At 39.3% G+C, this 25350-nt stretch carries 17 protein-coding genes, 2 tRNA genes and 1 pseudogene; 5 read left to right on the top strand and 15 right to left on the bottom strand.

Features of this window, described 5'->3' with window-relative positions; genetic code table 11:
* Positions 1–37 precede the first annotated feature (37 nt).
* From CA265_22045 to CA265_22015, 7 genes and pseudogenes are all read right to left on the bottom strand, one after another.
* The gene (locus CA265_22045) at positions 38–712 is read right to left on the bottom strand and encodes a hypothetical protein (protein ARS42191.1); all 675 of its coding nucleotides are present in this window, start codon (positions 710–712) and stop codon (positions 38–40) included.
* 735 nt (positions 713–1447) lie between these two features.
* Positions 1448–1918: a hypothetical protein gene (locus CA265_22040; GenBank protein ID ARS42190.1), complete on the bottom strand. Its 471-nt coding sequence runs from the start codon at positions 1916–1918 to the stop codon at positions 1448–1450.
* 73 nt (positions 1919–1991) lie between these two features.
* A pseudogene (locus CA265_22035) lies at positions 1992–2392 on the bottom strand (hypothetical protein).
* A 281-nt stretch (positions 2393–2673) separates the two neighbouring features.
* A tRNA-Asp gene (locus CA265_22030) sits at positions 2674–2750 on the bottom strand.
* A 192-nt stretch (positions 2751–2942) separates the two neighbouring features.
* A tRNA-Asp gene (locus CA265_22025) sits at positions 2943–3019 on the bottom strand.
* A gap of 104 nt (positions 3020–3123) precedes the next feature.
* On the bottom strand, positions 3124–4197 hold the full coding sequence (locus tag CA265_22020) for a peptide chain release factor 1 (GenBank protein ID ARS42189.1): 1074 nt from the start codon (positions 4195–4197) through the stop codon (positions 3124–3126).
* Positions 4198–5271: 1074 nt separating this feature from the next.
* Positions 5272–6021: a UDP-2,3-diacylglucosamine hydrolase gene (locus tag CA265_22015; protein ID ARS42188.1), complete on the bottom strand. Its 750-nt coding sequence runs from the start codon at positions 6019–6021 to the stop codon at positions 5272–5274.
* Positions 6022–6186: 165 nt separating this feature from the next.
* On the opposite strand from CA265_22015, the gene CA265_22010 reads away from it, so the two are divergent.
* From CA265_22010 to CA265_21995, 4 genes are all read left to right on the top strand, one after another.
* Positions 6187–6438: a hypothetical protein gene (locus CA265_22010; GenBank protein ARS42187.1), complete on the top strand. Its 252-nt coding sequence runs from the start codon at positions 6187–6189 to the stop codon at positions 6436–6438.
* A gap of 112 nt (positions 6439–6550) precedes the next feature.
* Positions 6551–8677, top strand: a complete 2127-nt coding sequence (locus CA265_22005; GenBank protein ARS42186.1) for a S9 family peptidase — start codon at positions 6551–6553, stop codon at positions 8675–8677.
* Between the two features lie 324 nt (positions 8678–9001).
* Entirely contained in the window at positions 9002–10012 is a 1011-nt protein-coding gene (locus CA265_22000) for a ferredoxin--NADP(+) reductase (GenBank protein ARS42185.1), read from the top strand.
* Positions 10013–10058: 46 nt separating this feature from the next.
* Positions 10059–10385: a ferredoxin gene (locus CA265_21995; protein ARS42184.1), complete on the top strand. Its 327-nt coding sequence runs from the start codon at positions 10059–10061 to the stop codon at positions 10383–10385.
* 193 nt (positions 10386–10578) lie between these two features.
* Here CA265_21995 and CA265_21990 read toward each other — a convergent pair whose 3' ends face one another.
* From CA265_21990 to CA265_21970, 5 genes are all read right to left on the bottom strand, one after another.
* Positions 10579–13185 carry a glycosyl hydrolase gene (locus CA265_21990; protein ARS42183.1) on the bottom strand — a complete coding sequence of 869 codons (2607 nt, stop codon included), beginning with the start codon at positions 13183–13185 and terminating at the stop codon, positions 10579–10581.
* Positions 13186–13351: 166 nt separating this feature from the next.
* Complete coding sequence (locus CA265_21985; protein ID ARS42182.1) at positions 13352–15610, bottom strand: sugar hydrolase; 2259 nt, start codon at positions 15608–15610, stop codon at positions 13352–13354.
* Positions 15611–15899: 289 nt separating this feature from the next.
* Positions 15900–17225, bottom strand: coding sequence for an alpha-L-fucosidase (locus tag CA265_21980; protein ID ARS42181.1), 1326 nt, complete (start codon positions 17223–17225; stop codon positions 15900–15902).
* Between the two features lie 28 nt (positions 17226–17253).
* The gene (locus CA265_21975; GenBank protein ARS42180.1) at positions 17254–18945 is read right to left on the bottom strand and encodes a peptidase S41; all 1692 of its coding nucleotides are present in this window, start codon (positions 18943–18945) and stop codon (positions 17254–17256) included.
* Positions 18946–19131: 186 nt separating this feature from the next.
* Positions 19132–19347, bottom strand: a complete 216-nt coding sequence (locus CA265_21970) for a hypothetical protein (protein ARS42179.1) — start codon at positions 19345–19347, stop codon at positions 19132–19134.
* A gap of 254 nt (positions 19348–19601) precedes the next feature.
* Between CA265_21970 and CA265_21965 the strand changes: the two genes are divergently transcribed.
* A complete protein-coding gene (locus CA265_21965; GenBank protein ID ARS42178.1) occupies positions 19602–20204 on the top strand; it encodes a hypothetical protein in 603 nt (200 codons plus the stop codon).
* A gap of 61 nt (positions 20205–20265) precedes the next feature.
* Here CA265_21965 and CA265_21960 read toward each other — a convergent pair whose 3' ends face one another.
* From CA265_21960 to CA265_21950, 3 genes are read right to left on the bottom strand one after another with little or no spacing between them, the layout of a single operon-like run.
* Positions 20266–20709 (bottom strand): hypothetical protein, encoded by a 444-nt coding sequence (locus tag CA265_21960; GenBank protein ID ARS42177.1) that lies wholly within the window; start codon positions 20707–20709, stop codon positions 20266–20268.
* A 16-nt stretch (positions 20710–20725) separates the two neighbouring features.
* The gene (locus CA265_21955; protein ARS42176.1) at positions 20726–22234 is read right to left on the bottom strand and encodes a hypothetical protein; all 1509 of its coding nucleotides are present in this window, start codon (positions 22232–22234) and stop codon (positions 20726–20728) included.
* Positions 22235–22246: 12 nt separating this feature from the next.
* Positions 22247–25306, bottom strand: coding sequence for a SusC/RagA family TonB-linked outer membrane protein (locus tag CA265_21950; protein ARS42175.1), 3060 nt, complete (start codon positions 25304–25306; stop codon positions 22247–22249).
* Positions 25307–25350: the final 44 nt, after the last annotated feature.

Raw genomic sequence — 25350 nt, 5'->3', positions numbered from 1 at the left:
TTATCTAGGACTTTTAGTAATTTATTATAAAAACTAATCAATCACCCACTTCACTTTGCCTAAAGGCATCATAAGCTAACCTAGCTACGATATTAACATTGGTTTCTGATTTTTCATAACTTAATATCCTCTCAGCAGCCTTAAACCATTTGTCTCCGATTTCGGGATTTGCTTTTTTGGGGGTAAATTTATACTTGAATGTATCATCATTGTTGGCAACTTCATTAATAACAAGAAGGGATAATCTGGAAAGCTCATTTACAGCTTTACTCTGTTCTATTTTCAAAATCATGTCTGGTTGAGCCAAAAATCTATTCTCAGTAATCTGCACAGCTTTTAAGAATTTATCTAATGCGCTAATATCATTCATATCCCACCAAGAATCAGCAACCCCCTTAACGTTATACTCCTCTCCTAGTAATTCAAGTCGCTCCGGATCTTCTAAAAAAGATCCAATCCTTTCATAAGATTCAGGAGGGATGTCATCCCATACCGCACCCCAAAGAGTAACTTTAGAAAGATAGAAAGCGGCTGTAAATTTTCCTACGTTAAAATTAGAGTAGGTAAAGCCAAGGGTAAGATAGAGTTCGTTGTCAATAACCTTTAGATAGAGGGCATCTGCAACAGATGAACCCAGAATCACCTTTCTATAACCAAGTGACACTAATCCTTGCTCAATTTCTTTCTTAAACTTATTTCTGTTTATTTTCATCTTATTTTGTTTTCGGGCCTATGTATGTGGGAGAACCAGGCTGATATGCGGGATTTTTAGGATCATATAAAATGGTTTCAGTTTTGACCTTATTTTTTTTTCATTAATTTTTCCCTTTTTTCAGCCGATTTTCTACCAGATTTAGTATCCGGTTTAATAATAACTGCTGTTCCATCGGGCCTAACTCCATCTTTTCTAACCTTTGTTCCATCTTCCAGCTCCATGGGTACTTCAGTTTTGCCACCCTTTTCTCTTATTTTTTTCTGCTCTTGTCTGTGCGCTTCTTGTCCCGTCTTAACTGTTCCTCTAAGCTTTTCATTTTTCTCAGAAGGACTTTTTGCCTTCTCTGCACCACTCGAATTCGGCTTAGCCTCCGCATTTAATACAACTTGCGAACCATCATCGGAACTACTATGAAATTTATCCCAAAGATAAACAACTCCAGCACCGATAGCTGCACCTGTAACAACAAGACCTCCGGCGACCCATCCAGCTACCGCACCAACGACTGTTACTGTTCCGCCCGCCGCAATTGCGCCGCCTGTAGCTAGTCCTCCAGCTAATATAGCCGAAGCTCTACCTAGCTAGCTGAATACACTTTGGTAAGGCGTTACCTTATATTTAGAATAGTCCTTAGTGTGATGTTACTATATTATTTTTTAAGCCAACTTCTGAGTAAGTCTTAACATTAGATCATTTTATTTACCTGCAGCATAAAATACATTACGAAACTCTTTAAGCGCCTTTCTTGGCTAAGGAAGCTAAAAAAAATTCGACATCCCGCTTAAATTCATCTCGATTAAAATCTTTAACCTTCCTAGGAAGGGACTCCAAATTATCTAAAGATTCTATAATCTTCTGAATTATGATTTTTTGACTTTCAGCCTCAGTTCCAGCCAAAAACAATTCATATGGAGCACCATTTATCAGCGATGTGCAAAAAAAGTGCTTTTTGGTTACTACAAGTTCTCCTGTATAAGGATTTTTTGATGTCTTTTCAAGCACGTACTTGGGGGGCAACACTTTAAATAGATGCTCGAAGCCGGGGGGTGGATTAACAACTTTCATATCAATGGAAAATGCTATCAAACCCTCGCCATAGTTTTTAAGCAGTTGGTCTGCTTTTAAAGCATTGTCGATGTTGTGTATTAATTGAGCTTTATGCTGAGCTTCTGGGCTTATTGTTAGTCCTATTCCAAAATACATGAATTCCTAATTATCTATATAGATGTAATTAATGACAAAATATGTCTAAAATTTATAAAACTCTAGACATATTTTACTTGAATAATCTATCTAACTGCATAAAATCTATGACGTGCGTTAGGCAGGTTTCATAGCGCTGAAGAGTACTTCTTTCGTACTCCTTTCCATGTGGCTTTTCATTTTAAAGTTGTGATCTTAAAAAACTGTAACAAGGGTCCTTAACTGCAGAGTCTTTCCGATAAAGCGGTTTTTAACCGTTTCTGACGTAACAGTTTCGCTCCCTACCGCCATCAATTGGTGAAGTTCCTGAGCTTTTGACTGTAGCCTGTCCAAAAAAGAATTTAAAACCCTGGTATCTTCTTTTGTACCTGAGGTTCTTCCGGCCTGTGCATTCCAGCGGTTGGGATCACATGGCTTTCCCGTTGAAGTTTCTGCAGGTTTACCATTGACTGTAAACCTTAAATAAATGGTGATTGGACCGGTTTTGTAATTGGAGCGCTTTTTAAATAAAAAAGCAGATTGATGTTTATTCTCATGACAAAGGACTAAAGTGAAACAAAATTGTTAATTCTATCACTTCCAGTCAAGATGTTAATGATTGAAATAGCTTATAAAAACTGTTAAGCTATAATCGGTGAGCATTCATATCGTTTAATGTGCTCACCGAATTGCTCACCTTTTTATTGCGAAGAAATGAATAATTGCTACTATCAGAAAACAAAAAAGCCCTAACTTTTTTCAAGTTAAGGCTTTTGTTGCGGAATGGACGGGACTCGAACCCGCGACCTCCTGCGTGACAGGCAGGCATTCTAACCAGCTGAACTACCACTCCTTTTGTTCTCTTTAAAGTTCGAACCTCTTTCCCCTTTCGGGAATGCAAATATAGACACTATATTCAGTTTATCACTATAATAACCGACTTTTTAATCAATAATTACGTAACACACTGAACCTCATTCTAAATATTTTAATCAAAATGATTCTTAAACAAAAAAGCCTCAACTTTTTCAAGTTAAGGCTTTTGTTGCGGAATGGACGGGACTCGAACCCGCGACCTCCTGCGTGACAGGCAGGCATTCTAACCAGCTGAACTACCACTCCTTTTGTTCTTCTTTAAAGTTCGAACCTCTTGTCTCTTTCGAGGTTGCAAATATAGAGACTATATCTTAATTTGCAAACTTTTTTTTTTAAAAATATTTAACTCCTTAACCTACAGCACCTTCCTGCATCTTCTCTGCATTTTCAGCAAACTGAAGCGCATCAATAATCTCCTGAATATCGCCGTCCATAATGGTTGGCAGGTTATACATCGTTAATCCGATGCGGTGTTCGGTAACGCGGCCCTGAGGATAATTGTAGGTCCTGATTTTCGCTGAACGATCGCCGGTTGATACCATTGTTTTACGTTTAGCAGCAATATCGCCATTCTTTTTCTGCAATTCGATATCGTAAAGTTTACTACGCAACATCTCCATTGCAATAACGCGGTTACCCAACTGCGAGCGTTCCTGCTGACAAACCACCACAATACCCGATGGTTTGTGCGTTAGCTGCACCTTGGTTTCTACCTTATTTACGTTCTGTCCACCGGCACCACCTGAGCGCGAAGTTTGCAATTCAATATCGGCAGGATTAATGTAAAGATCAATCTCTTCAGCTTCTGGTAAAACTGCTACAGATGCAGCTGAAGTATGCACACGACCCTGTGTTTCGGTATCAGGCACACGCTGTACGCGGTGTACACCACTTTCGTACTTTAACTGGCCATAAACATCATCGCCACTCACTTTCAGAATCACCTCTTTATAACCACCAGCAGTACCTTCGGTTACATCAACAGTTTCCACTTTCCAGCCTTTGGTTTCGAAATAACGGGTATACATGCGGTATAAATCGCCGGCAAATAAAGCCGCCTCATCACCACCGGTACCGCCACGGATCTCAAATACAGCATTTTTAGCATCTTCCGGATCTTTAGGAATCAACATCAAACGGATATTGCTTTCCATTTCTTCCTGTTGCTTTAACAAAAGATCGAGCTCTTCTTTTGCCATCTCACGCATTTCAGCATCTTTCTCAGTAGCTAAAATTTCTTTGTTGGCATCAATATTACTCATCACATTTTTGTAGATTTTATATTCATCCACAATCTTGCCTAAGTCTTTATATTCTTTATTTAAAGCCGCAAAGCGTTTCATATCCTGTATTACATCCGGATTACTCAACGATTCTTCCACATCTTCCCAACGCAGCTTTATAGCTTCTAATTTATCTAACATATTTATTCTTGTTGAAATTTCCTGAGCTTGGCATAGACCCAAAAATTCAGGAAATGCAAAAATAAGGAAAAAAGCTGAATTAGTTTGGAAAGGAAGGATGGTTAATTGGCTAATCGCTTAGACATAAATTGAAATCGCTACAGTTCAATTTGAAAATGAAAGGTTCTAAGCCCGTGGAGGGCGATAGTCCGCTATCCCTCCAAGTCCTTGCTCATACTTCGCTCCGGGCTTTTTGTTTTATCGGGCTTATGAACAAAGGGCAGTGCACCCAGGCACTATGCAAACCCAAATAGCAGCAGGAACCTGTGTACCTAAACGGGATTGCAGTGGCAGCTCCCGATTTTCCTTCAAAATCGGGACTATAACGAAAAGCCCGGCGAAAATTAGACTGATGTTACAGGTTCTGCTTTCCAAAAAACATCAAATTATAGTGCTGAAAAACTGATTTACAAAGGGAAAGCATTATTTAAAGGTTTTGGAAATGAACGTTCTGTACCTGTGGCAGCCGGTAGCCCTGCTATTTCTCCAAGTCCTCACTCGTTCCTCGCTCCGGGCTTTTCGTTCTATCAGGTTTATAAACTGAGGGCGGTGCATCTAAGCACTATGCAAATCTAATAGCAGCACAAACCCGGGTACCTAAACGGGATTGCAGTGGCAGCTCCCGATTTTCCTTCAAAATCGGGACTATAACGAAAAGCCCGGCGAACATTAAACTGATGTTACAGGTTCTGCTTTCCAAAAAACATCAAACAGTGCTGAAAAACTGATTTACAAAGGGAAAGCGTTTTAAAGGTTTTGAAAATGAAAGGTTCTGTACCTGTGGCAGCCGGTAGCCCTGCTATCTCTCCAAGTCCTCACTCGTTCCTCGCTCCGGGCTTTTCGCTCTATCAGGTTTATAAACTGAGGGCGGTGCATCTAAGCACTATGCAAATCTAATAGCAGCACAAACCCGGGTACCTAAACGGGATTGCAGTGGCAGCTCCCGATTTTCCTTCAAAATCGGGACTATAACGAAAAGCCCGGCAAACATTAAACTGATGCTACAGGTTCTGCTTTCCAAAAAACAAATAGGAACTATAAATTTGGCTTATAATACTCCAATTTCAACTCCTGCCCGTCAAACACTGCGTAAGAATTATAATTAAGCCATTCGCCAATATTCACATAGCGGCTTCCATTACCCAAATCGATATCGAGCGGCAGGTGCCTGTGTCCGAAAATAAAATAATCGAAATGCACCTTCTGTAACTGCTCTTTGGCATAAATGGCCAGCCATTCTTTATCCGCTCCTAAAAAAACTTCCTTTTCGGTTTGCGCAGCCCTGCTGCCCCGGCTCCATCCATTGGCAATACCAATGCCCAGGTTTGGATGCAAACGGGCAAATAACCATTGGCAAAATTTGCTTCTAAAAATCTTTCTTAAGAATTTATATTTTTTATCCCCTGGTCCTAAGCCATCGCCATGGTGTAAATAGAATTTCTTGCCACCCCTTTCAATAATCAGTTCATCGCTGATGATTTCCATACCGATTTCCTGAGTGAAATAATCGCGCACCCACATATCGTGGTTACCCTTAAAAAAGTAGATTTTTATCCCGGCATCGGCCATGGCAGCTAACTTACCCTGTAAACGGATAAATCCCTTCGGAATTACTTTAGCGTACTCGAACCAGAAATCGAAAATATCGCCCATCAAAAACAGTTCGCCACAATTCGGTTCTATAAAATTTAACCAGCTTACAATACGCGCTTCACGGGCACGGCTTTCGGCATAACTGGGTGTGCCTAAATGAAAATCGGAAGCGAAGTAAATATTTTTTGCCATGGATTTTCAAAGGTAAAGGAAAAAAGCGGAAAGACTAAAGAAGAAAGACCAAAGCTTAAACCACTATAATCTGTGCAATCAAAAAATCTGTGCAATCAACCCGAAAGGAAAAAAGCGGAAAGACTAAATTAAGGAAACAAACTCCGTGTAAATCTTTGTTTTGATATGGGCAAGCGAGACAAAAACCTTAATGCCCTTAATTCCTCAATGGTAAAATTCTGGAAATTAAAGAAGAAGGATCAAAGCTTAAACCACTATAATCTCTGCAATCAACCCGAAGGTAAAAGGTCAATGATTAAAGTAAGGAACCAAACTCCGTGTAAATCTTTGTTTTGTAATATGGGCAAGCGAGAGAAAAACCTTAATGCCCTTAATTTCTCAATGGTAAAATTCTGGAGACTAAAGAAAAAAGCTTAAAGCACCTTAATCTGCGAAATCTAAAAATCTGTGCAATCAAGCCGCAGGTAAAAACATATATTAGTAAATAATCTGAATACGAAGTATCCTCATTAAAAAAGACAATAAAACCATGAAAAAACAAATTCTATTGAGCTTATTTGCATTAAGTCTGTTTGCCTGTAACCAGGGCAAAAAACCTGCAGAAAAAATAACATTGATGAAATACCCTGAAACAAAAAAAGACAGTACAAAAGATAATTATTTCGGAACGACCATTGCCGACCCTTACAGATGGCTGGAGAATGATACCTCGGCAGAAACAAAAGCCTGGGTTATCGCCGAAAATAAGGTTACCCAAAACTACCTGGAGCAAATTCCTTACCGCGCGGATATTAAAAAGCGCTTAACCGAATTATGGAATTACCCTAAAGAAAGTGCCCCATTTAAGGTGGGCGAATATTATTTCTTTACTAAAAATGATGGCCTCCAGAACCAGAGTATCTGGTTTATTAAAAAAGGATTAGCAGGTAAGGAAGAGATTTTTCTCGATCCCAATAAACTCACAAAAGATGGAACAGCAGCCGTTTCATTGCTTGGTTTCTCGCACGACAAAAAATACCTGGCTTATTCCGTTGCACAGGCGGGATCAGACTGGAGCAATATTTATATCATGGAGGTTGCCAGTAAAACCAAATTAGCCGATGAGCTGAAATGGACTAAATTCTCTGGTGCAGCCTGGAAAGGTGATGGTTTTTACTACAGTAAATTTGACGAGCCCGCTAAAGGAACCGATCTTTCAGCAGCCAACAAATACCAAAAAGTGTATTTCCACAAATTAGGCGATCAGCAGCAAAATGATCAGTTAATTTTTGAAGACAAAAGCAATCCAAATCTATATTTTGGCGCCAACGTTACCGAAGATGAACGCTTTCTGGTGGTTTACGCCAGTGCGGGTACTTCGGGCAATGCACTTTATTATCAGGATTTAAAAGCGCCGGATAGCAAAATTGCCTTACTGGTTAAAGGTTTTGAAAACAACCACAGCGTTGTTGATAATATCGGTGATAAACTGCTGGTAAATACCGACCTCGGTGCCGAAAACAAACAGGTAGTTTTAGTCGATCCAAAAAATGCAGATCCTAAAAACTGGCAGAAGATTATCCCTGAATCTAAACTGGCTTTAGAAGGTATTGGAACTGGCGGAGGATTTCTTTGGGCATCCTACTTAAAAGATGCAAGCACCAATATTGTTCAGTTTGATTTAATGGGAAAGAAAATTGGCGATGTAAAACTACCAGCTATCGGAACCGTTGGAGGCTTTGGCGGGTACAAAGAAGACAAAGAATTCTTTTATACCTTTACCAACTTCACCACTCCGGGCACGATTTATCGTTACGATATCAATAAAAGCGAATCGATATTATATAAAAAATCAGACCTGCAGTTTAACACCGATAACTACGAAACCAAACAGGTATTTTATCCATCAAAAGATGGCACAAAAGTACCCATGTTTATCGTACACAAAAAAGGCATCAAACTGGATGGCAACAATCCCGTTTATCTGTATGCCTATGGCGGCTTCCAGATTAGTTTAACCCCAGGCTTCAGCCTCTCGCGGATGCTCTTTTTAGAGCGTGGTGGCATTTACGTTCAGCCGAGTTTACGGGGTGGAAGCGAGTATGGCGAGGCCTGGCACAAAGGTGGTATGTTAGCCAAAAAACAGAACGTTTTCGACGATTTTATCGCCGCAGCCGAATACCTGGTTAAAGAAAAATATACCAATCCGGCTAAAATAGCCATATCTGGCGGCTCAAATGGCGGCCTGTTGGTCGGTGCCTGCATGACGCAAAGACCTGACCTGTTTAAAGTGGCTTTGCCTGCTGTTGGCGTTTTAGACATGTTGCGTTACCATAAATTTACCGTAGGCTGGGGCTGGGCCGTTGAATATGGAAGCAGCGACAAAAAAGAAGATTTCGATTACCTGATTAAATATTCGCCGCTCCATAACTTAAAAAGCGGGGTTAATTATCCGGCCACATTAATCACAACTGCCGATCATGATGACCGCGTGGTACCCGCACACTCCTTTAAATTTGCAGCAACCTTACAGGAAAAATATAAAGGCGAAAACCCTGTTTTAATCAGGATCGAAACCAAAGCGGGACACGGTGCAGGCAAACCCACTACGAAATTGATTGAAGAGGCTGCTGATGTATGGAGTTTTGTATTTCAGAATTTAGGAATGAACTGGTAACGTGTTTTTTGTCATTCTGAACCCCAAAAATTCGTCATCTCGACTGGAGCGTAGCGAAATGGAGAGATCTACCGAGGTAGATTTAGCTTCGCTCCCGAACATTCGGGACAGTATGACAATTTACCGGGGATATGACAAAACCCACTAAATCCATAGACCAATTATAATTTGCTTTAAACTCCTAAAAACCCTTAACTTTTGTTTTTAGCCAATGCAAAGCATATAAAATATTGAATACAACATTATTACAAAATTATCTAGAATATTTCTAAATAGCAGAATTGATAATACTTTATTTTGTAACTTTGCGTCAAATTTTTTTTAATGATCACTACTGATATAGCCGTAATAGGCGCTGGTCCGGTTGGCTTATTCGCCATTTTTGAAGCCGGTTTATTAAAAATGCGTTGCCATTTAATTGACTACTTGCCGCAGGTTGGTGGTCAGCTGTCTGAAATTTACCCTAAAAAACCGATATACGATATCCCTGGTTATCCTTCTGTGTTGGCTCAGGAACTTATCGATAACTTAATGGAGCAGGCAAAACCTTTCCATCCAACGTTTACTTTAGGCGAGCGTATTGAAGGTTTAGAAAAGCGTGGCGAGGCAGATTTCGTTTTAACCACGAATATGGGTACCGTTATCGAAGCTAAAGTGGTGGTAATTGCAGGCGGTTTAGGTTGCTTTGAGCCACGTAAACCTGCTGTAGAAAACTTAGAAAACTTTGAGAATGGTAAAGGCGTAAATTATATGATCCTTGATCCTGAGAAGTACCGCGATCAGAAAATGGTGATTGCCGGAGGTGGTGACTCTGCTTTAGACTGGACCATTTACTTAGCTGAAGTTTGTTCTGAATTAACTTTAGTGCACAGAAGCGAGAGTTTCCGTGGTGCGCCAGATTCGGTTGCCAAAGTAATGGCATTGGCAGAAAGCGGAAAAATCAATTTGATTTTAAACAGCAACCTTCAGGCTGTACAGGGAACGGATAAATTAGAACAAGTAGAAATTGTTCAGAACCGTACCATGGAAAAAACGGTAGTAGAAGCTGATCACTTAATTCCTTTATTTGGTTTAAGTCCTAAATTAGGTCCAATCGAAGATTGGAACTTAAATATCAACAAAAGTGCAATTGAGGTTAATGTGGATGATTATTCGACAAATATCCCTGGAATTTATGCTATTGGCGATATCAACACGTACACCAACAAATTAAAGTTGATTCTGTGTGGTTTCCACGAGGCAGCATTAATGAGCCACAGTGCTTATTCTTACATGAACCCAGGTGTGAAATATACCATGAAATATACAACTGTAAACGGAGTTTCAGAATTTTAAGCTTTCTCCTATATTTGTCGCTACAAACATAAGAGAACTAAAAAAAATGGAAAATAACATTAACATATATATGCAAGAGCCGGATGGCTCGGTTACGGAACACGTTGCACCAACTGACATGGGTTTAAGCCTGATGGAGTTTTTAAAAGCATCAGAGTACGATATTCTGGCTACCTGTGGCGGAATGGCCTTATGTGCTACCTGCTGCGTAGATGTGTTAGAAGGCGAAGAGAAACTGAACGAAATGACAGACGATGAGTATGCCATGTTAGATACCTTGCCTGATCTGTTACCAAATTCGCGTTTAGCCTGCCAGTTGCAGTTAAATAACAATATGGACGGATTAAAAGTAAAATTACACGGCGTAAGCTAAGGCTGTAAAACATATTAAATGGAAAAAGGCGATACGTAAAGTGTCGCCTTTTTTTGTTTTAGATCATGTTAGTCGAGATTTGCAATCTCGACTGAATGAGGTGTGGATTTGCAATCCACCAAAGGATTTAAAATCCTTAGCACTAAAGTCGGGATTATAAATCCCGACTAACAAGTAATGACGAACTTTGCTATTATTGAATACTTACTTTCTGCTTTGCTACATTCCAGCCGTATACCTCTACACCCAGATTACTTTGTTTCCCTGTATATTCTACCGTTACCGTTTTACTTTCGCCTGGTAAAATACTTACATAGTTATCATCATAAAAAGCAGGGAGTATACGTTCACCGCTATTGCCGTTTATTAAAGCAACACGGTTAAAAAATGCCACCGGATTTCCGCTTGCATTGCTCAAAGTCACGGTAACCTTACCATTTTTCTGATTGACAGCTGCTACTTTTAATGGTGTTTGTTTGATGTTTTTTAACCCCGAATATTCACCGTCCTTACCAGGAAGCCAGTAAATATTCTCACTTAAAATATTTTGCTTTTGATCTAAAATCCTTAAAGAAACAAATACACCTTCTTTTTTATCCAGTTTGGTTAAGAATTCGTTCATAGGAAAAAGTCTCCTCACCGAAGATGGACCTACTGAGTTGAATACCTGCGAATAGAAATAATCTTTTCCATCCATATCATAAGCTTTCGCTTGTACCATCAGGTTATTTCTGGTGGTGAACCCATTGTTTACGATGGTAACCATACTATCCAAAGGATTCATCATCACATGCAAGGGCTCACTCCCTTTTCTTAAGCCATATAAACAGGCATTAGGATCAAGGTAATAATCATACATCTGTCCACGCATGGCTGTCCATGGATTTTGGGTTTTCCAGATGATTGATCCGGTATACCAATCCCACATTTTATTAGAAAAACCTTCCATTAATGCCCTGTATTGATCGTAATTGGCCAGCTGGGCCTTCATGGCAAAATCTTCTGCACTTTTTGGCTTACCGTATGGATTAAGGTATTGCTCATAAGAAATATATTTATGGTAATCCCACACCGAATCGGGTTTAGCTTTGTATTGCGGTGCAATCAGGTTTTCTTTTGGGATAAAACGGAGCAGGGAAACATAATCGCCTACACCTACCGATCCAACTTCCGAATTATAAGGAAAGGTTCTGGTGCCCCAGAAAGTTTTAATGTCCTGTATGCCGTAAGGGCCATCGCCATTTCCACCGATTGAATTGAACGACATTTCGTCGCTATTAGAGAAATCGAAAAGTTTTCGAGTACCATCCAGGCGCGGCAGGATATCGTTTTTTAACGGCTCTAAAATGTCTTCAGGTGGTGTAATTTCATTCCCTCCACACCAAAAAGCCAGCGAAGCATGGTTCCTGATCATCTTGATCTGATCTTCAATGGCTGTTAAGGTTAAATGATGATCATCAGGATAATTTCTGCGTGTCCATTGGTCTTCCTTTTTCATCGGATCTACCCAACGGCCATTACAATCACCACTGAACCAGAAATCCTGGAATATCAATAAACCATATTTATCGCAGGCGTTGTAAAACTCTGGTCTTTCTAAAATTGCCCCTCCCCAAATCCTGATCAGGTTGAGGTTCATATCTTTATGGTAACGTACTTCGGCATCGTAACGGGCATCACTAAAACGGAGCATTGCATCAGAAATAATCCAGTTGCCTCCTTTAATAAAAATCTTTTGTCCGTTTACATAGGCGCCCATACTTTGAGTATGTCCATTCCAGATATTGTCAATCTGGCGAACCCCTACTTTAAGCTGTTCCTGGTCTAATACCTGATTGGCGGCTACAAATTCGATCTTCACCTCATACAGGTTTTGCGGCCCATATCCGCTTGGCCACCATAATTTAGGGTTTTCGAGCTGTAAATCCGGTAGTTTAACTGTGGTGGTTTTGTTTGCCGCGATAGTGGCAGGCTGTTTAATCAGCTTTCCGGCAATTTGATATTGCAAGGTGCCTGAAACCGCCTGGCCGGTAGGATTTTCTACTTCAACCGAAACTTTAACTGTAGCTGGATTTTGTTTGCCTTCGGGTAAACGCTTGCCCGGAACCAGGGTGATTACTTGTGGATTCTGGATATTTATACTTTTTGTTTTCTCAATAGTCACTTTATCCCAAATGCCCGTGTTACGGTCGCGGGTGGGCTGAATCCAGTCCCAGCCAGCTGTATATTGTGTGGTTAAGCCTTTTGCAATGGTACCATCGCCACCTTGTCCACCATTCGGATTGCCCGGAAAATCTGGTGGATAAACGATAACAGCCAGCCTGTTTTTTCCGTTCGAAGATAACAGTTTAGTGATGTTGTATTGCGCCCTAAGGTGCATGCCTACCTGGGTTTTCGGATTAACTTTTTTTCCGTTTAAATAAATTTCGGCTTTGTAATTTATTCCTCTAAACTGCAGCCAAACCTGTTCGTTACCCACAGCATGCTCCTCGAAATCTTTTACAAACCAATAGGTATAATAGTCGTTACCCGTTTTATATACATCCGGAATTTTTTCATTATTCATTCCATAAAATGGATCTGGAACCTTTTTATTATTTAGCAAAGTGGTTAATACCGTTCCGGGAACAGTTGCAGGCATCCAGTTGTTGGTCGAAAAACCTGCCTTCGAAATTTCTGAGCCGTTAGCTTTTGCCTCTTTAATATTGGTGCATACCCAGCCCGAATTTAACTCGTAACGCTGTTGCGCATCGACAATTAAAGCTGAACAGAGTAAAAAAAGTAAAAATATTTTCTTCATTTATTTAAGATATTTAGTTGATACTTGTTATGGTTGATGTTCATGAGGATGTATTTAGAATTGTCATCCTGAGCCTGTCGAAGGACCTTACACAACGCCGTGCAGGGCGTTTCGACAAGCTCAACCAGACAAAATCCAGATAAACTAACCTCTTTTTCATCTGGAATTATTTCCCGGATGTTGGTCTATCCCCAGGTTTTACGCCCCAGCTTTCCGATGGTTTATTGCCCATGTAAATTTGCATATTTCCTCCTGCTGTAATGGTTTTATGCAGGATAAATGATTTTGTATAAGCTTTGCCATTCAGTACAATTTTCTGAATGTATTTATGCTCAGCACTATTACCTATCACCTTAATATCGAATTTCTTATTCCCAGGCAATGAAATGTTAGCACTGTTAATCAAAGGCGTTCCAAAAACGTAAGCACCGTTTGCCGGATTTACGGGATAAAATCCCATTGCTGAGAAAACATACCAGGCACTCATCTGCCCTACATCTTCATTGCCGCACAATCCATCTGGTTTAGCCGAATAAAAATCTTTATCAATTTTACGGATCAGATCGGCAGTTTTCCATGGCTGGCCTGCATAAGTATATAAATAGGGAATGTGGTGATTGGGTTCATTTCCCTGTGCATAATTACCAATCAATCCGCTAATATCCGGCGAACCATTGGTCCCTAAATCTAAAGGTAAGGTAAATAGCGAGTCGAGTTTATTGGTAAAAGCTTTATCTCCTCCAAAAAGATTAATCAGCCCTTCTACATCTTGTGGCACCAACCAGGTATACTGCCAGGCATTGCCTTCTACGTAATCATCTTCACGGTGTTTGGATGAAAAAGGATCGAAAGGACTTCTCCAGTTTCCATTGGTAAGTTTACCCCGCATAAACTGAACGTTTGGATCGAAATATAAACTATACAACTTCGATCTTTTGCTAAAGTAAGTGTAATCTGCCGTTTTGTTTAGTGCTTTCGCCATTTGAGCGATGCAATAATCGTCAATAGCATATTCCAAAGCCTTACCCACTGATTCGTTTATTTTATCGGCCGGAATATGTTTAAGCTCCTGAATGTATTCGATGCCATCCGTTTTCTGCATGGCCGATTGTTTTATGGCTTCGTATGCCAGGTTTACATCGAAACCGCGGTAGCCTTTTAAATAAGCATCAACAATAACCGGAACGGCATGATAGCCTACCATGGTATTGGTTTCGCTACCCATTAAATGCCAAACCGGTAGTTTACCCTGTTGCTTGTAAATGGCCAGCATGGTATTTACCACATCGTTTACCTTATCCTGGTGCAGGATCGTGAAAAGCGGATTTGCTGCACGGTAGGTATCCCAAAGAGAGAAAGTAGTTAAATTATTAAAACTGGCCTTTTTGTACACCTTTTTATCTGTACCCAGGTAATCTTTGTTTACATCGTTAAAAAGTGATGGCGCCACCATCGTGTGATACAAAGCGGTATAAAACACCTTTTTGGTTGTATTTGAAGCCTCAATCTTTACCTTGGCGAGTTCCTTCTCCCATTTTGCATCACCGTTTTTAACTGTTGATGCAAAGTCCCAGCCTGGTAATTCTGTTTTTAGATTTAAAATGGCATTTTCGATGCTTACCGGAGATAAAGCTACTTTAATCTGTAATTTATCGTTGTTAATGGCATTAAAACTTACCGCTGCTTTTAGTTTTTTGCCAGATAATGCCGCGCCACTTTTCACTGCAGTGCTGTCATACAATGCCAGACTTTTAATCGGTTGTGAAAGTTTAATTACAAAATATAAACGTTGATCGTTGGCCCAGCCTTTCGAATTACGATGCCCTACAATAGTGGTAGCATCAAGCTGTTTAAATGAAGCAGATACAGGCGCATCCCAGCCTATACCCTCAATCAAATCGATAATGATATGTGGATTTTCAGCGTCTTTTTTAAAGGTATATTGGTGAAAACCTACCCTTTCGGTCGCAGTTAGTTCGGCTTTAATGCCATATTTCTCTAACAGCACACTATAATAACCAGCTTTAGCGGTTTCATGCTGATGAGAAAAGGTAGATAAATAACCTGCAGGATCATTGGCCGTTTTGCCTTTTTCTAAAAGCGTTTTTCCGGTTGCGGGCATAATCGAAATATCACCTAAGTCGCCAATACCGGTACCACTTAAATGCGTATGCGCAAAACCGGTAATGGTATTGCTGGCATAATTATATCCACTGCACCAGTCCCAGCCTTCAAAAATATTGTTCGGCCCAAGCTGTACAGCCCCAAACGGAACATTGGCACCTACAAAAACATGCCCATGTTTTGCTGATCCGATTAATGGATCGATATACTGGGTTAAATTCGTTTTTTGTTGTGCAAAGGTATTATTGGTAAAAAGAGAGGCCGTTAAAAATAGAATGGAAGAGATTTTCTTGAACTGCATGGTGCTTATAATTTCCGACAATAGATTTAAAAATCTAAAAGTAAAACGTTTTACGTTTATTTTCTTATAAAGAGGTGAAGAATTGTGTTGAAATTAAGTAAAAGCATTGAATTAAGCCCAATTATAGGAAGATAAATAGGCTTTTGAACAAGAGAGATCGTCATTGCGAGAAGGCTTTTTCAGCCGACAACTTGTCCCGACCTTTCGGGGAAGCAATGACGACTTTTTTGATTGAAATTCGGAAAGATCCTTCACTACGTTCAGGATGACAGCATATATAAATGTCCTCTTAGCCAATCTCCAAAACGATTACCTGATCGGGTTCTGCCCCATTTAAAGTTGTGGTAATGGTTAATTTCGACTTTTTAAAGGTATAGTTTACCGGGCTTTTATCTTTTAGTAAATATGCCTTTTTAATTTTCTTTACCGGAACGTTTTCTAAATCAAGGGATGCCGTTTTTCCGTCAACCAGGTGGATATAAATTTTATTGTCGCTTTGTGTAATGCTGCCCCAGGCTTGCGGTTTAATAAATCCAGCTTTTGTACCATAAATGCTTTCGCCATAAATTTTAAGCCAATCGCCCAGGCCTGTTAACCGGTCTTGAAACTCTGGCTGGATTTTACCGCTTGGCATCGGACCAATGTTCAGTAAAAGATTAGAACCCAAACTCGCGGCTTTAACCAACATATGAACCAGTTCTTTATTCGATTTGTAATAGGTATCGCTCAAATTATATCCCCACGAATTTGAAATGGTTTCGCAGGTTTCGAGTGGTAATTTATCTGATGCCTTTTGAAAGCTCAAGCCCGATTTATTCTCGCCCGGAAGATCGCGCTCGAACATCTGAAAATCTTCTCCGGCAAAGGGTGTAAGGTGATGGTTGTTACCAATCATACATTGTGGTTGAAGTTTGTGGATTAAACCATAAATTTCATTGTATTTCCAATCAATCCGCGAAGTCCGGTCTTTTGATCCTTCTGGTTCGGTTTGATCCCAATGCCCGTCAAACCAGATCCCTCCGATTTCACCATAATTGGTTAACAACTCGGTCAGCTGGTTTTTCATAAACTGCAAATAACTGGCGTAATCGCCTTTGCCGGTTCTGCCCGAATTCTGACCAGTACGGCCGGTTTCATGCGGATAGTCTTCCCTGCGCCAATCTAACAGCGAATAATACAGGTATAGTTTTATACCTTGTTTATGGCACTCATCGGCCATCATTTTTACAATATCTTTTTTATAAGGCGTATTCATGATGTTGAAGTCAGAATACTTCGTATCCCACATACTAAAGCCGTCATGATGGCGGGTGATTAGCGTAATGTACTTCATTCCGGCATTCTTCGCCATACTCACCCATTGCTCAGCATTAAATTCAACCGGATTGAAAAAATCTTTCAGGTTGGTATAATTATGAACATTCAGCTTCCGTTCGTTCATTACCCATTCGCCACTTCCCGGGATGCTAAAAGGCCCCCAATGAATAAATAAGCCGAATCGGGCTTCGTTAAACCAGGCTCTTTGTTTTAAATTAGCGGCCGCAGGTGTATAATCCTGTGCTTTTAACTGTAAGGCGCTTAATAGCACAAGGCATATCAGGGCTAATTTCTTCATAAGGGATAGCGGTATAGTTTAGTCGGGTTTAGTCTATTGATGCGGTGGCTTTGGTTGGTTTTCCAATCACCTTATAATTGCCATCTCCTTTTAAAATGGCCAGTATCTGCGATTGATTGGTAAAAAGATTTTTCGCCGCAGCCAATTCTTTATCGTATTGGAAGCTTTGCTCAATTCTTCCTTTTTCGTAAAAATAACGGCTCACAATCTGTGTTTCTAAAACCCTTTTAATTTCTGCTTTATGGCTAACCAGATCAGTTTTTTTAGAAGAGGTAAGTTTATATTTAAGATTTTCCAGATCGGTTTTCACTTCAGCAGATTTATTTTCCTTTTCAGCCTCTAACCTTAAATCGGAAAGCAATCTTTCGGTACGGCTTTGGTAAGCCAGATCTTTATCGGCAAGGCTGCCAGAAAATGTTGCATAATCTGCATCTGATAGCTGGAACGTTTTGGCTGATGCCAGACTTGGTTTCTCTTTCCGGTATTGATTTGCGTAGTTGAAGAACAGGTTTTTATTGATCATTGAAATCGTAATCGGGCTGAGCTTTTTGGCATCAACCACAATATCAGGATAAACACCATTACCACTGTACACATTTCTTCCTGCTTTGGTTTGGTACATGACCATGGTCGAATCGGCAAAACGCTCTGCAACGCCATCAGCATTTTTATGTGCATAATCTAATTTTTGGATACACCTGCCTGATGGGGTATAATATTTAGCAACCGTTACTTTAACCAAACTGTTATAAGGCAGGTTGAAGGTTTGCTGAACCAGGCCTTTGCCGTAACTACGTTGACCGATTACAATGGCACGATCTAAATCCTGTAACGAACCGGCCACAATTTCTGAAGCTGAGGCCGAATTTCCGTTTACCAACACCACCAGCGGAACAGAAGTAGAAACTGGGGTTAAAAGTGTTTTATAGGCAATGTTTTTCTCTACATTTTTGCCTTTTTGGGTTACAATAAGCTGATCTTTATTCACAAAAAGGTTCACAATTTTAACCGCTTCCTGCAAAATACCCCCGCCATTGTTTCTCAAATCTAAAACAACACCTTTGGGGTTTTCTTTTTGAATAGCCAACAGGGCATCTTTAACTTCCTGACCAGAATTTTCCAGAAATTTATCAAGCTTGATATAACCTATTCCGTCGCCAACCATTCCGGAGTAAGATACGTTAGGTTGTTTTATTTCATCACGGACAAGTTTTTTTGTAATTTCTTTACCATCTCTGATCACCAGCAAATCAACCGGCGTTCCTTTGGGGCCACGCAACAACTGACTAATTTCCTGACGATCTTTACCTTTTACCGCAATTCCGTTGATACTCACTACCTGATCTCCGGCTTTAACTTCACTTTTATTTGCGGGATAACCTTCACTCACATCGTTAATAAACAGTTTGCCATCGATAAAAACAGTGCTGGCACCAATACCTCCGTACTGCGTGCTTACATATTTCAACTTGTAATCTTCAATTTCCGATTCGGGAACATACTCGGTATAAGGATCTAAACTATCCAGCATAGCATCAATACCGGTTTTCATCAATTGCGGGGCATTGGTATCATCTACATAGTTAATGTTGATTTCTTTATAGAGCGAAGCAAAAATATCCAGGTTTTTAGAAACCAGAAACAAATCTTCCTTAAATGAAAAAGATAAAACAGCCAGCCCGAAACCTGCTGCTAAAAGACCATATTTTAGTTTTTTCATCCCCTTTATATTTTAATTCCAAATCGTGCAAATTAATAGATGAGCCGTGCTTGAAAGATTATTTAGTAATTGTGTACAAACGTAAATGTACAAAAAGCGATAAAGATTAAAAACAGCTTATTTGGTCGATGCGTAAATTAAGCGTTACGCTAAAAAGAAACAGAAATGGCTTTGTAAAGAGATAAACTAAAGTCTGTTCCCTTTGGTATCAGCAAGTGCTTTTTGAATTGTAAATTCGATGTAGGTACGGTCGCGTTTTACCAAACGCATTAAATCTTCAATTAACTGATCTTCTTTGCCTGGCGTAAATTCTAAAGGTTCGTTCGCCAGATCGCGGTATTTCCTTAAAAATTTAGTTTTTACTTTAAACGCAGTTTCTGAAGTAAGTTGAAAATTAGCCATGGCATATTTTATTTGATGCAAAAGTAAAAAATATTTGCTCAGGTTAATACCTTTTTATGTGATGTGACAAAAAAAGTAGAGATTCGCGGAATATTTTTGCACGATAATTGTGTTAAAACCGCGTTATAAAACCTAACCCGGTATAACAGCGGTTTGATGCAAATTTTAAAAAGAACCATAGCACAAAAAACGCAGGTTAAATTGCTCAAACGCTGTTTATGGTTTTATAACCCTTAAAAAACAATTTAAACAACATGAAAAAGATCATCTTCTCTATTGTTTTCCTAACCTTGGGTTGGGCAACATCAAAGGCACAAACCTTTAACCTTGGGGTTAAAGCAGGCGTAAACTTGGCCAAGTTAAATGCAGATTTCGCAAGTGAAGAAAACCGTTTAGGTTATCAGATTGGTGCCTGGGCACGTATTGGTGGTGCCAGCTTTTATGTACAGCCAGAGGCCTACATTGGCAGTAAAGGCAACAAATTTATCAGCATTACACAGGATAACGGGAATGAAGTTTCAGCTGAAGGAAAAGTAAAATTTACCACTTTAGATGTTCCTGTTTTATTGGGAACAAAATTTGGCGCTAAAAATTTAAACTTCCGTTTGATGGCTGGTCCGGTTATTTCGTTTGTTTTAGACGAAAATTCTTCATTTAGTTCTGCTTACCAGCAAGCTACCGATTTCGACAATTACAAAAACCAGGCATTAGGTTTACAAGCCGGTGCGGGTGTAGATGTTGGCAGTATTTCAGTTGATTTGCGTTATGAAGCTGGTTTATCAAACATCAGTAAAAGCGAAAAGTACACGCAAAAACCTAACTTATTTCAACTGAGTTTAGGTTTTAAAATTTTGTAAGAAATCGCTTTAAATAGAAAAAGCAGCCACTTGGCTGCTTTTTCTATTTAAAGGTATCTGGTTATTTTATTTTATAGTTAAATGACCGATCTTTAAATAATCCATTCTGATTCAAAACTCTGGCACGAACTACAATTGCAGCGCCGATAGCTGGGGCTGAAGGCACCGTATAATTATAAATGAGCGTATCACAATTCTTACTTTTCGAAAATGCAGGAGCATAAGGAATTGTAGAAATAAGTGTTGAGTCGGCCAAATCTACTTTTTGGTAAAACTGAATTTCTTTTACCGGATCAGTTGGTAAAAAATTAAGTTCAACCTTAACAACACTTCCCTTTGCTAAACCGGCAGTAGGAATTGATGGAGTAACAAAAGTGGTGTTAGAAAATATTACAGGAAACCTATTATCATTTATTTTTTGATAAATAGGATCTTTGCTACGATCGCAGGCGTTTAAAACCACTACAAAAGCAAATAGCAGATAAAATATGAATGTCTTTTTCATGTTATAATGTATATGATTATGGTTGATTCCACCATAATGGTTTTAAAAAATAATCTTGTGCATTAGCTCCCTGTTTTTCAACCTCACCTGGGTTAAGTTGTATTTCGGTTAATGGATATAATGTTCGCTGAGGAAACAAACCCTTTGCAACAGGATTAGCATTTGTTGGATAATAGAATCCAGGGTAAACAGTCTGGCTGTAATCCAACCGCCTCATATCTGCCCAACTTTCAGGATTCATAAAAAGCGCAATGTATTTTTGCTGCATAATATCCTTTAGTGTTAAACTTGTGCTCAACTGTACAACTGCCGGTGTTAACATATATGCATCCCTAGCAGTGGCTGCAACACCCAGCTTATCCATATGAGCAATGATACCATCGCGATATGCTTTATAAGCTCTAGGCATATTATTTGCTCTAAACGCGGCCTCTGCTTCAATAAAGCGAACTTCTGCATTGGTTAAAATCTGAAAGACTCCTGAATTATTAGCTGCGTTATAAACTTCTGTTGCATACCAGCTTGTGTAGAAATCAGAAACAACACCCGTTCCTAATGCCTGAGCATTATTAGCACCAGGTTGTGTTCCTGTGCTTGTGGCGGTTGCCATAATTGCAAGTCGCGGATCATCGGGAAGAGCTGCATCACCTAACAAGTTTTTACCATTTAGCATTTCTATCAAAAATCTGCCATATGTTAATGCAGACATGTTATTCCGTGTTGCACCAAATACATTTGTAGAATTTAATACCGTGCTGGTTACAGCCTGCCATTGTAGTTGAGCATCTTCAGAATTCGAACTTAAACCCTTATCAATCAAATCTAATACTGCTGTTGGATTATAAGATGATTTTTTTGTTAAATGATTAGCCTGTCTTGCTTTAATAGAGTATGCAAGTTTAATCCATAATGCGGTATTGCCTTTATAAAGAATATCACCACTGATACTCGGAGTACTAATGTAGAATGGCCTGCTATTGCTTGATGCAGGCTTTTGCAATTCTACAATTCCTTCATCCAATAATTTGTTTACGGCTGCATAAATCGATTCTTGAGTATCATATTTTGGAGAAATTGTTAAAGCGGGCTTAAATGCTTCTGTATACGGAATATCCCCTAATAGATCTGTAGCATGAGCTAAAATAAGCGCATACATGATTTTACCTGCGCCTACATAATAAGGCGAACCTTCTTTCTGTGCAATATCAATCATTGGTGGAATATTTGCTCCAACAATTTGATATGTATCCTGGAACGGTCTTACATTTGGTGCTAAGTAATATTGCTCAAATGCTCCGTTTGGGGCACCCCTTCTACCAATATTCTGAGTGAAAAGACCCGTAAATTGGTAAGCTTCGAAGGCCTGCATAGAAAAACCATTCGAAATAATACTTGGAAGTAAAAAATTAGGGGTTGTAGATGTTGGATTATTTGGATCCGTATTTACATCTAAAAATCCTTTTTTACAAGATATAACACTCGTAATGAAGGTTACCGCTATTATAAATATTATTATTCTTTTCATAACTATAATCAATTAAAAACCAACCTTCAAACCTAAATCAAAACCTCTTCTACTAGGAACCCCACCATAATCTAATCCAGCAGAGCCACCTCCTCTAACACCGGCACCCGAAACCCCTACTTCAGGGTCGATACCTGAATAATTAGTCAGCAGAACAAGATTTCTACCGGTTACAAATAGATTTAGTGTAGAGAAAAACTTAGGAAGATACTTTCTATTCAATGTATAATTAATGGTTGCTGATCTCAATCTAATCCAAGATCCATCTTCAATAAATGCCGTACCAACAGCAGCCAAATTATTTTCAAAGTATCCCTGGGTTAATTCAACCTGTTTGGTATTTGGACTAAAACTGCCATCTGCATTTTTAACAACACCCTCAAAAATCACTGGTTTATTACGTTCTGCGGTTTGCATACTTAATCCACTTCTCACTAATTCCCATTCATTACCATTAATTACGTCGCCACCTTTTCTGATATCCACCAAGAAACTAAATTCTAAATTTTTATATCTAAAGGTATTATTAAGCCCCATTGTAAACTTCGGTGCTCTGTCGCCAGCATAAGTAAATAAGGTATTAAATGTTGGATAACCGTTGGCATCAATAATAATCCGTCCTTCAGGATCTCTGATATAATCTGTCGCACTAATTGAGGTTAAAGATTTTCCCGGATAGGAAGCCCCTTCCGCAACGTTTATAATTGATGCATCAGAATTCCTCACAATAGTAAGTGGATAAGGCAATGATAAAACTTCATTTTTATTAGAAGCAAAGTTGAAGTTAATATCCCAGTTAAAATTTTTGTTTCTAATTGGTGTGCCAGATAACATTAATTCAACACCTCTATTTTCTACTAATCCGCCATTAATATATTGTAAAATAAATCCAGTTGCCTGACTCACCCTTGGTGCTATAATCTGATCTTTTGTTCTATCTCTATAAACAGTAGCATCCAACCTTAATCTTTGATCAAAAAACTGTAGATCCAAGCCTGCTTCAAATGATGTCCGCCTTTCTGGCTTCAACTCCGGGTTATTACCAAAGAAACCATATCTAAAACCTCCACCAATAAATGTATTTGATTGTAAAGGAGATTCTACTCTGTATGGACTAGTATCTTTTCCTACATCAGCATAAGAAAGTCTAAGTTTTCCATAACTAAGCCACTTATTACTCTCTAAATTCAAGGATTTTGTAAATTCATACCCCAAACTTACCGAAGGATAAAAGAATGACCTGTTTTTGGTAGGAAGTGTAGATGACCAATCGTTACGGCCTGTTAAATTTAAGAAAATAGTTTTTTTCCAGTCAGCGTTGAAACTTCCAAAAGCGCCGATAATTCGCTTAAGCGAATTTCTTTCTATCAAACTTCTGTTTACAGTATTGTTTACGCTGATGAAATCTGGATTTTGAAAAATTAAACCTAAGTAATCAACAGTAGAAAATTTGGTTTGATCTACCGCATTACCAACCAAAAGCGAGGTACTAAAATCTCCGAAACTTTGTTCTGCACTAATTAAGAGGTTGGAAGTTAAACTCTGAAACGTATTAACTGTTTGTCCTATTCCTCCATTGAAGTTATTAGGCAGCGATGTTCCCACGGCCCTTACACTTTGAATTCTTTCCGTGTATAAATCGGTACCGAGGGTATAATTTACTTTAAGCCATTTGAAAGGTCTGTATTCAGCACCCGCATTACCTAAAAAGCGATCATTTGAATCTGTCTGCGGATTTTTATCAATGGTGAAATATGGGTTATCTGTATCTCCCGTAGCACTTGCCAGTAGTCGCCTTCTGGTGCCATCAGGGCTTAAATAATCCTTCATATTATCATTCTTGGGCCAATTGAATATGCTTACCAAAAATCCACCAGTACCACCGAACAAGCCAGGTCCCTGTAGTGGTCGTCTGCCTGTTGTTCTCATATAGTTGGCCGATCCGGTAAAAGTAAATTTTTCACTGGCTATCGCACTTCCTGATAGCCTAACAGAAGTTTTACCATAATCCGTTTGAGGGACAACTCCGTTTTGGTTAGCATTAGATGCTGAAAACCTAAACGTGTATTTATCAGAACCACCAGAAACACTTAAATTATGTGTTTGTGATTTACCTGTAACGAAGAAATCTCCTAAATTATCGTAAATGGTTTCGCCTGGCGCAAACTCTGAGCCGTACGAATCTCTACTGGTAAGGTTATAAATCCCGGCAGTTCCTTGTTTATAGATGGATTGAGTTTCTGGTAATCTGATTACATTATCCCAAGAAAACACATTATTATATGTTATTGTTGTTGAACCAGTTTTCCCTTTTTTAGTTGTGATGATAATAGCACCATTACCAGCCTTTAAGCCGTATAATGCCGCAGCAGCCGGTCCTTTTAAAACGGTTACACTTTCTATATCATCCGGATTAATATCTGATGCACGATTGGGAGTACCAACACTACGACCTAATACACCATTGAAAGCACTTCCTGCTCCGGGCGCCGTTGATTCTACAAAAGAGCTATTATCCAATGGTACTCCGTCAACAACAAATAGCGGTTGGTTATCCCCATCCAGAGAAGTACCTCCACGAAGAATAATTGCAGAGCCTTCTCCCGGGCCACCGCCTGAGCTTGTGATAACTGCACCGGCGATTTTACCTTGCAAGGCATTGACAATATTTTGCTGCCTAGACTCTTCGATATCTTTCGACTTCACATTTTGAAAAGCATAGTTAATACTTTTTCGATCTTGGGCGACATTAAATGCTGTTACAACAACTTCATCTAAGTTGCTAGCATCGTTTACCAACACGATATTAATTACCGTATTTCCAATAACTCGTTCTACGGTTTTATAGCCAATAAAAGAAAATTGTAGTGTTTCATTTTTCAAAGCTTTTATAGAATAATTTCCATCTGCATTGGTTTGCGAAACGACTGTGCTTCCTTTCACTCGAATGGAAACGCCTGGTAAAGGTCCATCAGCCGATGTAACCTTACCGGTAACGGTTATTTGCTGCGCGATGGCGTGAGCCAGCAACAAAAACGTACCAAGAAAAATTAATAGTAGTTTTTTTTTCATAAACTGCCAGTTTAGGGGAATGAAGTGATTGTTTAGTTGTTAGT

The sequence above is a fragment of the Sphingobacteriaceae bacterium GW460-11-11-14-LB5 genome (genome assembly GCA_002151545.1).
GTDB lineage: Bacteria > Bacteroidota > Bacteroidia > Sphingobacteriales > Sphingobacteriaceae > Pedobacter.
The sequence above is the reverse complement of the archived record's forward strand: the minus strand, read 5'-3'. Positions and strand labels throughout refer to the sequence as shown.

Bases quoted from the DNA above. Each gene is read 5' to 3' on its own strand.
- CA265_22045 (ARS42191.1), bottom strand. From the start codon at position 712: ATGAAAATAAACAGAAATAAGTTTAAGAAAGAAATTGAGCAAGGATTA.
- CA265_22040 (ARS42190.1), bottom strand. From the start codon at position 1,918: ATGTATTTTGGAATAGGACTAACAATAAGCCCAGAAGCTCAGCATAAA.
- CA265_22020 (ARS42189.1), bottom strand. From the start codon at position 4,197: ATGTTAGATAAATTAGAAGCTATAAAGCTGCGTTGGGAAGATGTGGAA.
- CA265_22015 (ARS42188.1), bottom strand. From the start codon at position 6,021: ATGGCAAAAAATATTTACTTCGCTTCCGATTTTCATTTAGGCACACCC.
- CA265_22010 (ARS42187.1), top strand. From the start codon at position 6,187: ATGGGCAAGCGAGACAAAAACCTTAATGCCCTTAATTCCTCAATGGTA.
- CA265_22005 (ARS42186.1), top strand. From the start codon at position 6,551: ATGAAAAAACAAATTCTATTGAGCTTATTTGCATTAAGTCTGTTTGCC.
- CA265_22000 (ARS42185.1), top strand. From the start codon at position 9,002: ATGATCACTACTGATATAGCCGTAATAGGCGCTGGTCCGGTTGGCTTA.
- CA265_21995 (ARS42184.1), top strand. From the start codon at position 10,059: ATGGAAAATAACATTAACATATATATGCAAGAGCCGGATGGCTCGGTT.
- CA265_21990 (ARS42183.1), bottom strand. From the start codon at position 13,185: ATGAAGAAAATATTTTTACTTTTTTTACTCTGTTCAGCTTTAATTGTC.
- CA265_21985 (ARS42182.1), bottom strand. From the start codon at position 15,610: ATGCAGTTCAAGAAAATCTCTTCCATTCTATTTTTAACGGCCTCTCTT.
- CA265_21980 (ARS42181.1), bottom strand. From the start codon at position 17,225: ATGAAGAAATTAGCCCTGATATGCCTTGTGCTATTAAGCGCCTTACAG.
- CA265_21975 (ARS42180.1), bottom strand. From the start codon at position 18,945: ATGAAAAAACTAAAATATGGTCTTTTAGCAGCAGGTTTCGGGCTGGCT.
- CA265_21970 (ARS42179.1), bottom strand. From the start codon at position 19,347: ATGGCTAATTTTCAACTTACTTCAGAAACTGCGTTTAAAGTAAAAACT.
- CA265_21965 (ARS42178.1), top strand. From the start codon at position 19,602: ATGAAAAAGATCATCTTCTCTATTGTTTTCCTAACCTTGGGTTGGGCA.
- CA265_21960 (ARS42177.1), bottom strand. From the start codon at position 20,709: ATGAAAAAGACATTCATATTTTATCTGCTATTTGCTTTTGTAGTGGTT.
- CA265_21955 (ARS42176.1), bottom strand. From the start codon at position 22,234: ATGAAAAGAATAATAATATTTATAATAGCGGTAACCTTCATTACGAGT.
- CA265_21950 (ARS42175.1), bottom strand. From the start codon at position 25,306: ATGAAAAAAAAACTACTATTAATTTTTCTTGGTACGTTTTTGTTGCTG.